The organism is Methylobacterium sp. D54C (assembly GCF_053345595.1).
Genome location: NZ_JBKFAK010000005.1, coordinates 1 through 12,436 on the forward strand (window position 1 = coordinate 1; position 12,436 = coordinate 12,436).

General features: G+C 71.8%; 20 protein-coding genes. 9 read left to right on the forward strand and 11 right to left on the reverse strand.

What is annotated here, in order from left to right; translation table 11 throughout:
* Both ACLBYB_RS13415 and istB read left to right on the forward strand, forming a co-directional pair.
* Positions 1 to 322 (forward strand): Mu transposase domain-containing protein (locus tag ACLBYB_RS13415; protein ID WP_447699064.1); only part of this gene is annotated, 322 nt, incomplete at its 5' end.
* Positions 322 to 1,104 carry an IS21-like element helper ATPase IstB gene (gene istB / locus ACLBYB_RS13420; RefSeq protein ID WP_170861908.1) on the forward strand — a complete coding sequence of 261 codons (783 nt, stop codon included), beginning with the start codon at positions 322 to 324 and terminating at the stop codon, positions 1,102 to 1,104. The genes ACLBYB_RS13415 and istB, both read left to right, overlap by 1 nt.
* Before the next feature lie 215 nt (positions 1,105 to 1,319).
* Here the strand turns inward: istB and ACLBYB_RS13425 are convergent, their stop codons facing one another.
* The 3 genes from ACLBYB_RS13425 to ACLBYB_RS13435 form a co-directional block, all read right to left on the reverse strand.
* Positions 1,320 to 1,562, reverse strand: coding sequence for a hypothetical protein (locus tag ACLBYB_RS13425; protein ID WP_447683216.1), 243 nt, complete (start codon positions 1,560 to 1,562; stop codon positions 1,320 to 1,322).
* 82 nt (positions 1,563 to 1,644) lie between these two features.
* Positions 1,645 to 1,866, reverse strand: a complete 222-nt coding sequence (locus ACLBYB_RS13430) for a hypothetical protein (RefSeq protein WP_447699065.1) — start codon at positions 1,864 to 1,866, stop codon at positions 1,645 to 1,647.
* A gap of 99 nt (positions 1,867 to 1,965) precedes the next feature.
* A complete protein-coding gene (locus ACLBYB_RS13435; protein WP_020095191.1) occupies positions 1,966 to 2,145 on the reverse strand; it encodes a hypothetical protein in 180 nt (59 codons plus the stop codon).
* A gap of 97 nt (positions 2,146 to 2,242) precedes the next feature.
* On the opposite strand from ACLBYB_RS13435, the gene ACLBYB_RS13440 reads away from it, so the two are divergent.
* Positions 2,243 to 2,461 (forward strand): hypothetical protein, encoded by a 219-nt coding sequence (locus ACLBYB_RS13440; protein WP_210383195.1) that lies wholly within the window; start codon positions 2,243 to 2,245, stop codon positions 2,459 to 2,461.
* A 95-nt stretch (positions 2,462 to 2,556) separates the two neighbouring features.
* On the opposite strand, the gene ACLBYB_RS13445 is transcribed toward ACLBYB_RS13440, so the two are convergent.
* The 5 genes from ACLBYB_RS13445 to ACLBYB_RS13465 form a co-directional block, all read right to left on the reverse strand.
* The gene (locus ACLBYB_RS13445; protein ID WP_020095189.1) at positions 2,557 to 2,856 is read right to left on the reverse strand and encodes a PilZ domain-containing protein; all 300 of its coding nucleotides are present in this window, start codon (positions 2,854 to 2,856) and stop codon (positions 2,557 to 2,559) included.
* Between the two features lie 242 nt (positions 2,857 to 3,098).
* The gene (locus ACLBYB_RS13450; protein ID WP_020095188.1) at positions 3,099 to 3,281 is read right to left on the reverse strand and encodes a hypothetical protein; all 183 of its coding nucleotides are present in this window, start codon (positions 3,279 to 3,281) and stop codon (positions 3,099 to 3,101) included.
* A gap of 281 nt (positions 3,282 to 3,562) precedes the next feature.
* On the reverse strand, positions 3,563 to 3,937 hold the full coding sequence (locus ACLBYB_RS13455) for a hypothetical protein (RefSeq protein ID WP_132367544.1): 375 nt from the start codon (positions 3,935 to 3,937) through the stop codon (positions 3,563 to 3,565).
* A gap of 86 nt (positions 3,938 to 4,023) precedes the next feature.
* Positions 4,024 to 4,299 carry a hypothetical protein gene (locus ACLBYB_RS13460; protein WP_026605251.1) on the reverse strand — a complete coding sequence of 92 codons (276 nt, stop codon included), beginning with the start codon at positions 4,297 to 4,299 and terminating at the stop codon, positions 4,024 to 4,026.
* Between the two features lie 223 nt (positions 4,300 to 4,522).
* Positions 4,523 to 4,990, reverse strand: a complete 468-nt coding sequence (locus tag ACLBYB_RS13465) for a MucR family transcriptional regulator (RefSeq protein ID WP_020095185.1) — start codon at positions 4,988 to 4,990, stop codon at positions 4,523 to 4,525.
* Between the two features lie 318 nt (positions 4,991 to 5,308).
* Between ACLBYB_RS13465 and ACLBYB_RS13470 the strand changes: the two genes are divergently transcribed.
* The 5 genes from ACLBYB_RS13470 to ACLBYB_RS13490 all read left to right on the forward strand — a co-directional run bounded on the left by ACLBYB_RS13470 (position 5,309) and on the right by ACLBYB_RS13490 (position 6,881).
* Positions 5,309 to 5,515, forward strand: coding sequence for a hypothetical protein (locus ACLBYB_RS13470; RefSeq protein ID WP_026605250.1), 207 nt, complete (start codon positions 5,309 to 5,311; stop codon positions 5,513 to 5,515).
* 33 nt (positions 5,516 to 5,548) lie between these two features.
* A complete protein-coding gene (locus tag ACLBYB_RS13475) occupies positions 5,549 to 5,734 on the forward strand; it encodes a hypothetical protein (protein ID WP_012318898.1) in 186 nt (61 codons plus the stop codon).
* A gap of 52 nt (positions 5,735 to 5,786) precedes the next feature.
* Entirely contained in the window at positions 5,787 to 6,041 is a 255-nt protein-coding gene (locus tag ACLBYB_RS13480; RefSeq protein ID WP_020095183.1) for a hypothetical protein, read from the forward strand.
* 141 nt (positions 6,042 to 6,182) lie between these two features.
* Positions 6,183 to 6,416, forward strand: a complete 234-nt coding sequence (locus tag ACLBYB_RS13485; RefSeq protein WP_026605249.1) for a DUF6894 family protein — start codon at positions 6,183 to 6,185, stop codon at positions 6,414 to 6,416.
* Positions 6,417 to 6,455: 39 nt separating this feature from the next.
* Complete coding sequence (locus ACLBYB_RS13490; RefSeq protein WP_091980288.1) at positions 6,456 to 6,881, forward strand: hypothetical protein; 426 nt, start codon at positions 6,456 to 6,458, stop codon at positions 6,879 to 6,881.
* Positions 6,882 to 6,897: 16 nt separating this feature from the next.
* Here ACLBYB_RS13490 and ACLBYB_RS13495 read toward each other — a convergent pair whose 3' ends face one another.
* Together ACLBYB_RS13495 and thrS are read right to left on the reverse strand one after the other, a co-directional pair.
* Complete coding sequence (locus tag ACLBYB_RS13495; protein WP_447699066.1) at positions 6,898 to 7,908, reverse strand: diguanylate cyclase domain-containing protein; 1,011 nt, start codon at positions 7,906 to 7,908, stop codon at positions 6,898 to 6,900.
* A 276-nt stretch (positions 7,909 to 8,184) separates the two neighbouring features.
* Positions 8,185 to 10,212, reverse strand: coding sequence for a threonine--tRNA ligase (gene thrS, locus ACLBYB_RS13500; protein ID WP_447699067.1), 2,028 nt, complete (start codon positions 10,210 to 10,212; stop codon positions 8,185 to 8,187).
* 1,012 nt (positions 10,213 to 11,224) lie between these two features.
* Here thrS and ACLBYB_RS13505 point away from each other — a divergent pair.
* Complete coding sequence (locus ACLBYB_RS13505; RefSeq protein ID WP_447699068.1) at positions 11,225 to 12,130, forward strand: NAD(P)-dependent oxidoreductase; 906 nt, start codon at positions 11,225 to 11,227, stop codon at positions 12,128 to 12,130.
* A 60-nt stretch (positions 12,131 to 12,190) separates the two neighbouring features.
* On the opposite strand, the gene ACLBYB_RS13510 is transcribed toward ACLBYB_RS13505, so the two are convergent.
* Positions 12,191 to 12,427: a DUF6894 family protein gene (locus tag ACLBYB_RS13510; RefSeq protein WP_020092366.1), complete on the reverse strand. Its 237-nt coding sequence runs from the start codon at positions 12,425 to 12,427 to the stop codon at positions 12,191 to 12,193.
* Positions 12,428 to 12,436 lie beyond the last annotated feature (9 nt).

Genomic DNA, 12,436 nt, shown 5'->3' on the forward strand with positions numbered 1-12,436 from the left:
CGATCTCGTGCGCCGGGTCGGGGCAGACTGCGCGGTCAGCGTCGACGGCAACGCCTATTCGGTGCCGTGGCGGCTGATCGGCGAGCGGGTTCGCGTCACCGTGAGCGGAGCGGTGGTGCGCGTCCACCACGGCGGACGCGAGGTCGCCGTGCACGCCGCGTTGAAGGGGCGCCACGGCCGTGTCGTCGACGATGCCCATCTGGCCGGGCTTGTGGGTAGCCGAGAGCGACCGGCTCACCGGCTCGACCCGTCGCCCATCATGCCGCCGGCCCTGTTGCGGCCGCTGGCCGAGTACGAGGCGGTCGCCGGGGGAGGCTTCTGATGGACCATGACCACCTCACCCTGCTGCTCGACCGCCTGAAGCTGACGGCCATGCGCGATCAGCTCGATAGCCTGATCGACGAGGCTGGCCGGGGCGAGCTGACGATCCGTGAGGCGCTGACCCTGTTCTGCGAGCGCGAGGTCGCTCGGCGTGACCAGCGCCGCATCGACATGGCCTTCGGTCTGGCTCGCTTCCCCTTCGTGCGGGACCTGACCGGCTTCGACTTCGGCGCCCAACCCTCGCTGGACAAGGCGCAGATCCGTGAACTTGCCACCGGCCGCTTCATCGCCAATGGCGAGGCGGTGCTGTTCCTCGGGCCGCCCGGCGTGGGCAAGACGCACTTGGCGGTGGCGATCGGGCGCGCGGCGATCGTGGCCGGCTATGGCGTGCTGTTCACCCCGGCCACGACGCTCGTGGCGCAGCTGGCCAAGGCGCATGCTGAGGGCCGGTTGGAGGAGCGGCTGACGCACTACGCCAAGCCGAAACTGCTGATCATCGACGAGCTCGGCTATCTGCCGTTCGAGCCGGATGCCGCGCATCTGTTCTTCCAGCTCGTCAGCCGCCGCTACGAGCGGGGCGCGATGCTGGTGACCTCGAACCGGGCCGTGGGCGAGTGGGGAAGCGTGTTCGGCGATGCGGTGGTGGCCACCGCGATCCTCGATCGGCTGCTGCACCACAGCCACGTCGTCACCATCCGCGGCGACAGCTACCGGCTTCGTGAGAAGCGTCGCAGCGGCCTCCTGCAAAAGGCGGCTGCGGTCCCCCAACCCACACCCGTCTAGGCGTGGGAAATTAGCATGGGGGTCAGATCCTCATGACGCGAAGAGGTCAGTTCCGGATGTCGCTTGATACGCCCCAGCCCGTCGCCGCGCCGGCGACCGTCAATCGGACGGTCTCGTCCCTCGGCCGGCCGATCGTCCAGGCCGCCGTCGAGGCGAGCCGCTGAGCCGGCTGCCGGAGACGGAGCGCCCCGGGCGGCTCCGTCTCCGGCCGACGCTCAGACGATGTGCAATTCCTGCGCGGCCACCGACGGTTCCACGCCGCGACGGATCAGGCGCCGCGTCCGCGCCCGCTGATCGCGCGCGGTACTGAGGGCAGTCCCCGCCGCGCGGTACCCCTCGAACCACAGATCCGCCCACGCATACTGCGCCGCCATCGCGAGCAGGACGGCGTTCTCGGCCTGTCTCAGGCCCAGCCGCAGGCTCTCATCCACCAGGCGGCCAACCTCCCCGTACATCATCTCCAACTCCGCGTCCGAACACGGCCGGCAGCGCCGCGAAGGGCCGCCGGCCACCCGCCCAGAGGCCGCTCGGCTCTCCCGCTCAGTGCGACGCCGCCCCGGCAGCGTCGCGAGCCGCGGCCGCCGCTTCCCGGGCCGCAACCTGCCCTCGCACCACTTTCGTGCGGACCGTGTCGGAGGCGCGGCGCGCCGCTCCGACGACGCTTCCAAAGGCCGTCCGGGCCTGCGCGAGACCGGTCCCGGCGACGTCGCGGATCTGGGTCGGGACCTCGTGGCCCGACGACTGTGCTATGCACTGCGCCATGCGCGGTCTCCTGTCGGCCGCCATCCGGGTGCGGCCGGCCCGTTTGTGCATCGCACATGGACCGGCGTCCAGGGATCGCCCGCGCGTCGGCGCGACCGGTCAGATCTCCGTCTCGCGCCGGACGATTGCCTCTTCCCCGCTGCCCTTCTGTGCGAGGCCGACCTCGGGATCCTCGGTCGGGATCGTGGCCGGCGCCGCCTTGACGCGCTCCGCCGGAGGCTCGTCCGCCTCGCGCGCGTCCGGTCCGCGGCTCGTCGGGTCTGCGGTCTCGCGCGTCATGCGGTCTCTCCCTGCCTGCAGCCAACGCGACGGGGCGTGTGCGGGTCCCGGGGCTCCGTCACGATGGCGGGAGGCGCGACGCGGATCGCGCCTCTATATGGGAGGTGCGAGCAGGGAGAGTGGTGTGTTCACCGTCAAGGGGATTGATCCGTCCGGGCGCGTCATGACGTTCGCCTGCGGGACGGACGAGCAGGCGATGGAGAAGACCTGGGAGCTGGCCCGGCGCGGCTTCCGCGAGATCACGGTCGCCGATCCGAAGGGCAAGGAACTCTCCGCGGCCGCCTTCGAGCGCTCGCTCAACATCGACTGGGAGTGACACGCGTCGGCGCGCGCCGGGAGCCCCGCCGCCCCCGACCCTGCCGACGACACTCTGGCCGCGCCGAGCGCCGGTCGACCCGAGGCAGGCGCCTGTCAGGTCGCCTCGAGTTCGCGCCAGAGGTTCGCGCGGCCCGACCGCGCCGTCTCGGGGATGTCGGTCGTGGCGCCGATCTCCTCCGCCTTGCGCCAGATGGCGCGGCAGACGAGGATCTCGCTGCTCGCATCGATGCTGAGGATGAAGCTGTCCGGAACGATCTCGGCATCCGGGAGCGCGACCCGCACGCCGCCGGCCGACCGGTCGTAGACGATGCACGGCAAGCTTCGATGCTCGTCGACCGAGATGCTGCCGGTCTCGTTGAGAAGCGTGCGTGGAGCGCTGCGTCGTTCGAACATCACCGCCTCGAGAACCTCTGCCCGACAGGATCGGTCACCCGGGTTCAAGGGCGGTTTGCGAAATGCCTCGAATTGTCGGGAAGCTGCCGTCCCTGTGAATTCTGCGCTCTTCATGCGCGCTCGGCCGGAGGCCGGATGCGCGGAGCACCGCCGCCCGCCGAGCGACCGGGGCGACGGAGCCGCAGGGACGGAGACGGCCTCGGTCGGACCGCTCGGCGCGTGTGACGGGCCTCAGGATCGACCTACTCGGTCACGACCTCGACGAGGGTGGTGAGAAAGCCCAGCGCGACGGCCCCGATGCCGCCCATGAAGGCCGCATCCCACCCGGCGAACTCCCTCGACTGGGGCGCGCGCAGGAAGGCGAACAGCGTCACGGCGGCCCCGCAGACGACGAGAGCGAGGGCCAGCAGGATTGATCGAGACATGGCGTTTCCCTATGCGCCGGTCTCGCGGCCCTTGAGGGCTCTTGTAAACGGACGAGTGCGACCGGCTTGATCTGTTCAGTCTCGTCCGTCGTCGAAACATGACAGACGAGAGCGCGGTGAACAAGGTGTTCATCTGTTCTGCACTGCGGAACAGCGGCCGGAATGACGCTCTCATCTGATCCGCACAGGACTGAAGTCGCGCGCGGCCAGGGCTGCCCTTCACGAGGGGCATCGACCGGCCGGCCGCGGGGAGTGCCCCGCCGGGACGGGATCCGGCGCGGTCAGTCGATGAAGACGCGGACGCCGTCCGTGTTGAGCAGGTCGCGCTGGTCGGCGCACCATTGCTCCGGTCCGACCGCGGCGATCTCGTCCGCGACCCGCCGGCCCTCCTCGGCGATGGCGTTCCGGGCACGCTGGTGGCCGAGGCCGGCGTCGAGGGCTCGGCGGACCGTGCGGGACAGGCCCTCGGACACCGTGTCGTCGATGGAGTAGAGCTTGCGGCAGTGCAGGACGATGCCGGCCTGCGCGCCGACGATCCGCACGAGACCCCGGATCGTCTCCGCGCGCTTGGTGTCGTCTGCCTCCTCGGCAGCCCGGGCGGTGCCCGGCACGACCGCCGTTCCCAGGAGGGCGGCGAACAGCAGGGCGCGAGTCATCCGGGGCATTCCTTCTGGCCGATGCCGGAGCCGTCTCCGGAACGCCGCACCGGGCGGGCCGCGCCCGCCCCGTCAGATTCGGCCGGTCACTTCCGGGCGGCCATCAGGTCGTGGGTCAGGACGGTCAGCTTGCCGATCAGGTTGCTGATATCGGAGCCCTTGCACGACCATTGCGTGCCGACCGCCTCGCCATCGGCCGAGACGGAGACGACCGCCACCGAGCGCAGGCGACCCTCGCGGGCCAGGGCCAGCTGATCCTGCAGCACGGCGATGATCGACGCGGTGTCCTCGTCCACGACCGCGGGCGCGATATGCGCCGGGAACGGCACGACCGAACTCGTCATCGTCTGCTCTCGCTTCATCTCGCCGACCCCTTCGGTAGCATCCTCGGGCCCCGGCGTGCGCATCAGCTTTGTGCAGAGTGTGGCAGCTTGTCCGTGTCCCGCGATGTCCTGGACGTGTGTGGCGACGATGCAACGGTCTCGGCGCGGCTCCGGGCCGCGCGGCGGAACGAGGCGCCGGGCTCCGCGGCGCTTCGTTACGAGGGGGCCCCGCCGAGCGGGGCGCCCCCGGAGGCCGTCATCCTCAGGCGGCCTTGCGGCCCTTGCGCTCGCGCTCGGCCATGGCGCCGGGCTGGCCCAGGCCGATCGCCTTGGCGAGGGCGGAGCGCTGCTCGGCGTAGCTCGGCGCGACCATCGGATAGTCCGCCGGCAGGCCGTAGCGGTCGCGGTAGCTGCGCGGATCCAGGCCGTGGCTGGTCAGGTGGCGCTTCAGCGTCTTGTATGTCTTGCCGTCGATGAAGCTGACGATCCCGTCGTGCCGGACCGACTTGCGGATCTGGGCCGCGCTCGGCTTCTCGACCTCGGCCTGCGGGACCGCCCCGATCTCCGCCGTCAGAGTCCCGGTGACGAGCCCGCTGATCGCGCCGTGCACGCGCGCGATCAGGGCCGGCAGCTCCGCGGCCGGCACCGGATTGTTCGACACGTAGGCGGCGACGATATCGCCCGCCAGCTCGATGAAGTTGGAGTTGGGCCCTGTGGTTTCTTCTGACACTGTAAGATTCCTGGTGTGCCCCTCGCCCGGGATCTGCTACTTTTGAGCACTGAATGCAAGTTACAAAACCGTTGGCGGGCCGCTTCCGGTGCATGATCGGGGTGCCCGCCGCGGAGATCGGCCGACCATTTCTGGCGATTTCCGGCGGAGTATTTCAGGGCGCCGTCCGAGTCGGCCTATCGACTGCGGTAGAGTTTCCGCTCTGCAGAACGACCAGAACGTGCATCTGGCGGACTTGAAGTCGGCCCGGGCCGGCCCGTGGGACGTTCCGCCGTCATCCGCGGTGACGCGGCGCCCCGGTCGTGGCATGGCGCGGCCATGCTGATGCTCGCCCTCCTCATCGCCCTGCTGGCCGTCGTGGTCGCCATGTTCGTGCTGCGGCGGTGGACCGGGCGGCTGGCCTCGCTCGCGACGCTCCTGGCCGGAGCGATCATGGTCCTGTGGCTCGCCGAGGTCGGACTGCTTCCCGGAACGCAGGGCCCGTTGACGGCGTACCGCCCCCTCGTGCCCGGGCTCGACCGGTAACGGTTCGGTAAGCGTACCGGCGGAGCATGGGGTATGCCCACGCTCTCCGCCCCGCGCCTGCTCACGTTCCTGGTGTCGGCCGTGCTGATCGGCCTCGCCGTCGCCAGCCTCTACACGCGCATCCCGATGGTCGGAAAAACCGTCGTGGCGCACCGGCAATGGTTCTTCATCGGCGCCTACGCCCTCCTCGCCCTCGGGGTGACCACCCGCAGCCTGTAGTGGACCGCGCCGCGGTCCGTTCGCCACCGCGCGCCGCGCCGCGGAGGCCGGAATGGCCCTGAAGACCACCTACCTCGTGCAGCCGTTCGAGCTGCACCGGAACCGCCTGCGGCCGGCCCGCCAGGAGCCCGCGCAGAGCGAGTTCGGCGCCCTCAAGAAGGCAGAGGCGCTGGCCGCCCGCATGCCCGGCGCGGCGGCCCTCAGGGTCGTGGCCGACGACGAGACCGGGGAACTCGAGGGCGTCACGATCCTCGGCCAGTTCGGGACCGTTCCGGACGATTTCGCCGAGAGCCTGCTGGGGGGCTGATGCCGTCCGCGGACGCCGACTTACATCCGGCCGCGTCTGGGGGTGCGACACGGGCGACCTCCGATTGCGGCCCTCCGGAAACTACGTAGAAACAGCGGAGACTGATCCTTGCGAGCTCCGGCGCTCGCCGAGCTCGCATCCGTGCCCCGCTATTTCATCGACCTCCACGACGGCGCCAACTTGGTTCGCGACCGCGACGGCTTCGATCTTCCGGATCTCGCCGCGGCGCGGGCGCAGGCGGTGCGCATCCTGACGCGGCTCGCGCAGGGCTTGACCGATCCGATGGAGCGGCAGGATTACGTGCTCGCCGTGCGCGACGAGCAGGGCGCGGTCCGCCTGCGCCTGCGGCTCTCCTACGATGTCGAGGGCGGCTGACGGCCCGGCCGCGCGCGGGTCGGGAAAGCGGGAGATCGCATGCGACGCTCAACAGGTCTGACCGGCCCGCTCGCGGCGGCGCTCGTGCTGCTCGTCGCCGCCGGACCGGCAGGGGCGCAGACCGCGCCGCCCCCGCCCACGGGATCCGCCGCGGCGACGGCCGACAACGCCGTGCTGCTGACGGTCTTCCTGCGCCACGACCAGTCCCGACCGCTGGCGGAGCTGAACGCGCAGCTCGCCAAGCAGGGCTTCTACAAGGCCTTCCCGCCGCCGGGCATCGAGGTCGTCTCGTGGAACGTCGTCATGGGGATCGGGCAGATCATCGTCCTGCGGCTGCCGGCCTCCCGCCTGCGCGAGGTCAACCGCGTCCTGGAGGATACCGCCTGGGGCGCGTACCGGACCGAGTTCTTCCCGACCTACGATTACAGGGCCGTGGGCCTCGCGGAGCACGAGAAGGCGCGCTGAGACCGTCCCGGCCGCCTCAGGCCGGAACCGCGCCGCCCGGACCGACCGGCCCGAGATCCAGCGCGTCGTCCCACAGGTAGGGGTGGCCGAGGCGCTTGGCCGCGTACATCGCCGCGTCCGCCCGCTCCACCAGGGCCTCAGCCCGGGTGGCGTGCAGGGGCGCGCAGGCCACGCCGATCGCCGCGCCGATGCGGATCGGCGATCCGGTCCCGAGATCGTACGGCTCGGCGAGGCGCGCCTGGAGGCGCAGGGCGAAGCCGAGGGCCGGCGCCGGCGCCGCGTCGCCGAGCAGGATGGTGAACTCGTCGCCCCCGAGCCGCGCGGCGCAATCCCCCGCGCCGAGCGCCGCCCGCAGGCGCTCGGCCAGGTGTCGCAGGAGCGCGTCGCCCACCGCGTGCCCGTGGCGGTCGTTCACCGGCTTGAAGCCGTCGAGGTCGAGGCACAGCAGCGCGCAGGGCGCGCCGTCGCGGTCGGCCAGGGTCCGGTCGAGCCGGGCCGCGAACAGGTGGCGGTTCGGCAGGCCGGTCAGCGGGTCGTGGTGGGCCATGTAGCGCAGGAGCGATTCCGCCCGGCGGCGCTCGGTCACGTCCTCCCACAGGGCGGTCCAGCCGCCGCCGGCCTGCGGGTGCAGCGTGATCGCGACCTGGCGCCCGTCCGCGAGCGTCTGGACCACGGCGTCGGTCGCGCCCCGGGCGAGGAGCCGCCGCCGCGCCGCCCAGAGGCCGCAGGGATCCCGGTCGGCCGGGACCGCCCCCGCGGCGCTCGCCGCGCCCACCGCCCGGGCATGCATGCCGGGCCGGATCCGGTTCGCGGGCGGGCCGAACAGGCGCCGGAACCCGTCGCTCACGAACAGCAGCCGGTCGGCGGAATCGAACAGGCACAGGCCGTGCGGCAGCGAGTCCAGCGCCTGGACGATGCCGGGTCCGAGCTTGCGCCCGCGGCCGAGCCCGTCCTGGCGCCGGGCGCAGGCCGCCTGCCGGTGGCGCCGCGCCAGCCTCGTCGCCGCCCTGCCCGCCTCCGCCGCCATGGCCGGTCCCCCGAAACGCCCGACAGCGTCGTCGGGCGATCGCCGGAACGTGCCGGCTCGGAAATTAGTCTCCGGTCTTCATAGAATGGGATTCCTTTCGCCAACCTTGACGAAAGTCGTGCGCGTTGAGCGATCTTCGCGGAGATTGACCATCCGCAAGTTGAGGTGGTGATCGCGGCGCGCGAACTCTGTCGGTCGACGGGTCTGCGCGGTCGGGCCGCGCCGCCGTCCCGGGTGCCGCCGCACGGTCCCGGGACGACGTCTATCGGCGGCGCGTCAGGGCGCGTCGAGCGGGCCGTGATGGCCGTCGAGCACCGTGTCGCTGGTCGGGACCGTCGCGGCGACGGCCTCGGCGCGGCGGATGTCGGGCGCGGTCGCCTCCTCCACGAAGGCCGCCACGGCCTCGCTCAGCGGCAGCGTGCGGGTCTGCTGGCTGCCGAGCCGCCGGATCGAGACCGTGCGCTCCTCCGCCTCGCGGCGGCCGAGCGCCAGCAGCACCGGCACCTTGGCGAGCGAGTGCTCGCGGACCTTGTAGTTGATCTTCTCGTTGCGCAGATCCGCCTCGACCCGCAGGCCCGCGCGCTCCAGGGTGCGGATGACGTCGCGGGCGTAGGGATCGGCCTCGCCGGTGATCGTCGCCACCACCACCTGGACCGGCGCCAGCCACAGCGGGAAGTGCCCGGCGAAGTGCTCGATCAGGATGCCGGTGAAGCGCTCCATCGAGCCGCAGATCGCCCGGTGGACCATCACGGGCGGCTTCCGGGCGCCGTCGGCGTCGATGTAGAAGGCGCCGAACCGCTCGGGCAGGTTGAAGTCCACCTGCGTGGTCCCGCACTGCCAGTCGCGGCCGATGGCGTCGCGGAGCACGTACTCGAATTTGGGCCCGTAGAACGCGCCCTCCCCCGGGTTGACCGCCGTCTTGATCCGGCCGGCCGACTGCTCCTCGATCTGCGCCAGCACGCGGGTCATCACGTCCTCGGCGTGGTCCCAGAGGGCGTCGGAGCCGACGCGCTTCTCGGGCCGGGTCGAGAGCTTCACGACGATCTGGTCGAAGCCGAAATCCGCGTAGGTCGAGAGGATCAGGTCGTTGATCTTCAGGCACTCGTCGGCGAGCTGGTCCTCGGTGCAGAAGACGTGGGCGTCGTCCTGCGTGAAGCCGCGCACGCGCATCAGCCCGTGCATGGCGCCGGACGGCTCGTAGCGGTGGACGATCCCGAACTCGGCCATGCGCAGGGGCAGGTCGCGGTAGGATTTCAAGCCGTGCTTGAAGATCTGCACGTGGCCCGGGCAGTTCATCGGCTTGAGGGCGAACCAGCGCTTGTCCTCGGCCTCCTCGCCCGCGGACTGCGCGGCGAACATGTTCTCCCGGTACCAGCCCCAGTGGCCGGAGGTCTCCCACAGGGCCTTGTCGAGGATCTGCGGGGCGTTCACCTCGGCGTAGTCGCCGCGCAGGCGCCGGCGCATGTAGGCGATCAGCTCCTGGAAGATCGTCCAGCCCTTGGCGTGCCAGAAGACGACGCCCGGCCCCTCCTCCTGGAAGTGGAACAGGTCCATCTCGCGGCCGAGCCGTCGGTGGTCGCGGCGCTCGGCCTCCTCCAGCCGGTGCAGGTAATCGTCGAGATCGGCCTGGTTCGCCCAGGCCGTTCCGTAGATGCGGGTCAGCATCGGGTTGTTCGAGTCGCCGCGCCAGTAGGCCCCCGCGACCTTCATCAGCTTGAAGGCGGTGCCGACCTTGGCCGTCGAGGTCATGTGCGGGCCGCGGCAGAGGTCGAACCAGTCGCCCTGGCGGTAGATCTTCAGGTCCTCGCCCGGCGGGATCGCGTCGACCAGCTCGACCTTGAAGCCCTCGCCCTTGCCGGCGAACAGCGCCCGCACGTCCTCGCGCGTCCAGACTTCCTTCGTGAAGGGCGCGTCGCGCGCGATGATCTCGCGCATCTTCGCCTCGATCTTCGGGAAGTCCTCGGGCGTGAACGGGGTCTCGCGATGGAAGTCGTAGTAGAAGCCGTTCTCGATCACCGGGCCGATCGTGACCTGCGTCTCCGGCCAGAGCGCCTGCACGGCCTCGGCGAGCACGTGCGCGCAGTCGTGCCGGATCAGCTCCAGGCTGCGCGGGTCGGTGCGGTCCAGGAACTCGATGCGGGCATCGCGGTCGATCGGGTCGTCGAGGTCGGCGACCGTGCCGTCGAGCGCCATGGCGACGGTGCGCTTGGCCAGCGACTTGGCGATGCCCTCGACCACGGCCCGGCCGGTCGTGCCGGCGGCGATCTCCCGCGTGTTGCCGTCAGGGAAGGTGAGAATCGGCATGGTACGAGCGTCTCCGGGCTCAGTCCTGCATACGGGGCAGGTAAGCGGTTTCGAGGGAGCGGCCGTGTAGACCGATTTCTCGGGCGAGGGAACAACGGTGCGGCGCAACTTCACGCATCCCTGCCCTTCGTCCGCCGTTCGGGTGCGCGTGATCGTCCCCGCGCGCGTGTGGCGCCGGGGGCATGGCCCGGGAGGCGAGCACGAGGGACGCGGGACGCCGCGGGAACCCAGGTGTCGGCCAAGTACGCGTGGGATCCGATCCCCGCGGCGCCCCGCGGCATCGACCGGGCATGGTCCCCGGCCGGTGCCGTCTTTCTCGTCGCGGCGTCTCCGACGTCCCGGTCCTGCGACTCCCCGTTAGCGGTCTCGGGCGAGGTGCAGGCACGCCGTACTCGCACGCCGTGCCCGCACCTCCGGAACCCGCATCGGCGCCGTGGCCTTCCAGCCGTCCCCCGCCTCGTAGTGGGCGGGTCCGCAGGTCGCTCAGGGTCGGCCCAGAGGCGGGTCGGCGCGGGGGCATTTCCTCACCCCGCCGGGCACAGTGCCGCCCGGTCTCACGCCCGCGTCCGAGGCACGCCCCGCACCGGTCCGCCGCCCGGGGCGATGGCGGCTGAGAGCCACCGACGCGGGCGCCGCCCCGTCCCCGGACCCGCACGGTCAGCCACCGGGCGGGCCCCCGAAGGACGGCCCGGGATCGCTCCCGGGACGCCGCGGACAGGTGCGGTCAGGAAGCACAAAATAGGAACATTGTCAAGGCAATTCGAGCCACGCCCCGCTGTCGACGCGCCTCTCGTCATCGCGAGCGCAGCGAAGCGACCCAGGGTGGCGCACCATCGGCAAGGTCGCGCTGCTGGCTCGCTCCGCTCCGCTCGCAAGGACGTCGGTGCCGAGAAGCCATCGGCCGCAATTCCAGGGGCGGGGCTGGAAGACGGCCCCGTCCGGCGACATGCTGGCGCGGCGCCTCCCCCGCACGGACAGGGGGCGCCCGGACACTCGGAACAGGGACACCCGCATGGCCGCGCGCCTCGCCCTCCTCGGCCTCGGCGCGATGGGGCACCCCATCGCCCGCAACCTCGCGGCCAAGCGGGGCTCCGACGCCGAGACGCTCGTCGCGATCGACACCGACCAGGCGCGCCTCGCCGGCCTCGCCGCGCCGGGCCTCGTCGCCACCACCGATCCCGGGCAGGCCGCCGGCGCCGACGTGCTGTTCCTGTGCCTGCCGAACGGCGACGCCGTCGAGGCGGCGCTCCTCGGGGACGGCGCCCTGGCGGAGCGCCTCGCCCCGGGGGCGGTCGTGGTCGACCTCAGCACCATCGCGCACGCCAAGGCCCTCACGGTCGGCCGCGCCGTGGCGGCGACCGGGCGCGCCTTCGTCGACGCGCCCGTCTCCGGCGCGCCGGCCGGCGCCGAGGCCGGGACGCTCACCGTGATGTGCGGCGGCGCGGCCGGGGCGGTCGCGCGGGTGCGCCCGCTCCTGGAGCGGATCGGCACGACAATCCTGCACATGGGCCCGGCCGGATCCGGCCAGCTCACCAAGACGATCAACAACGTGCTTTACGACATCAACATCGCGGCGCTGGCCGAGGTGCTGCCGATGGCCGTCGCCATGGGGCTCGACCCGGATCAGGTCGCCCAGGTGGTCACGACGGGCACGAGCCGGAGCTACGCGGCGCAGTACTTCGTGCCGCGGATCCTCCGGGGCCAGTTCGACGAGGGCTACCCGATGGGGGCGGCCTACAAGGACCTCGTCGCCGCCGCGGCGGTCGCGGCGGAGAACGGCTTCCCGATGCCGGTCACGGCGGCCGCCACCGCCACCTACCAGACCGCCCTGCGCCAGGGCCACGGCGACCGGGACAAGGGCGCCATGGTGCTGCCGTTCGAGGACCTGCTCGGGGTCCGTGTGCGGTCGCGGCCGTAGGGGCCGGCCGTAGCGGCCATCGGGCGGTCGATCCCGACCGACCCGCCCGCGCCCTGGATCTTACGGCAGCTCGAGCACGTCCCTCAGCGGCACGACCGCCAGGACCTGCCCCGACGCGTCGGCGATCTCGAAGACCTGCCCGGCCAGCACCGCGCCGTCGACCCGCTGGATCTCCAAGAGCGCCCGGGCGGAGCGCTCGGCCTCGGTGCGGGCGGCGTCGAGGTCGGGCAGGTCGGCGCCGTCGAGATCCTCGACCAGCCACTGACCGTCCCGGATGTGCAGGTAGAAGTGCGGCATAACCGCAGA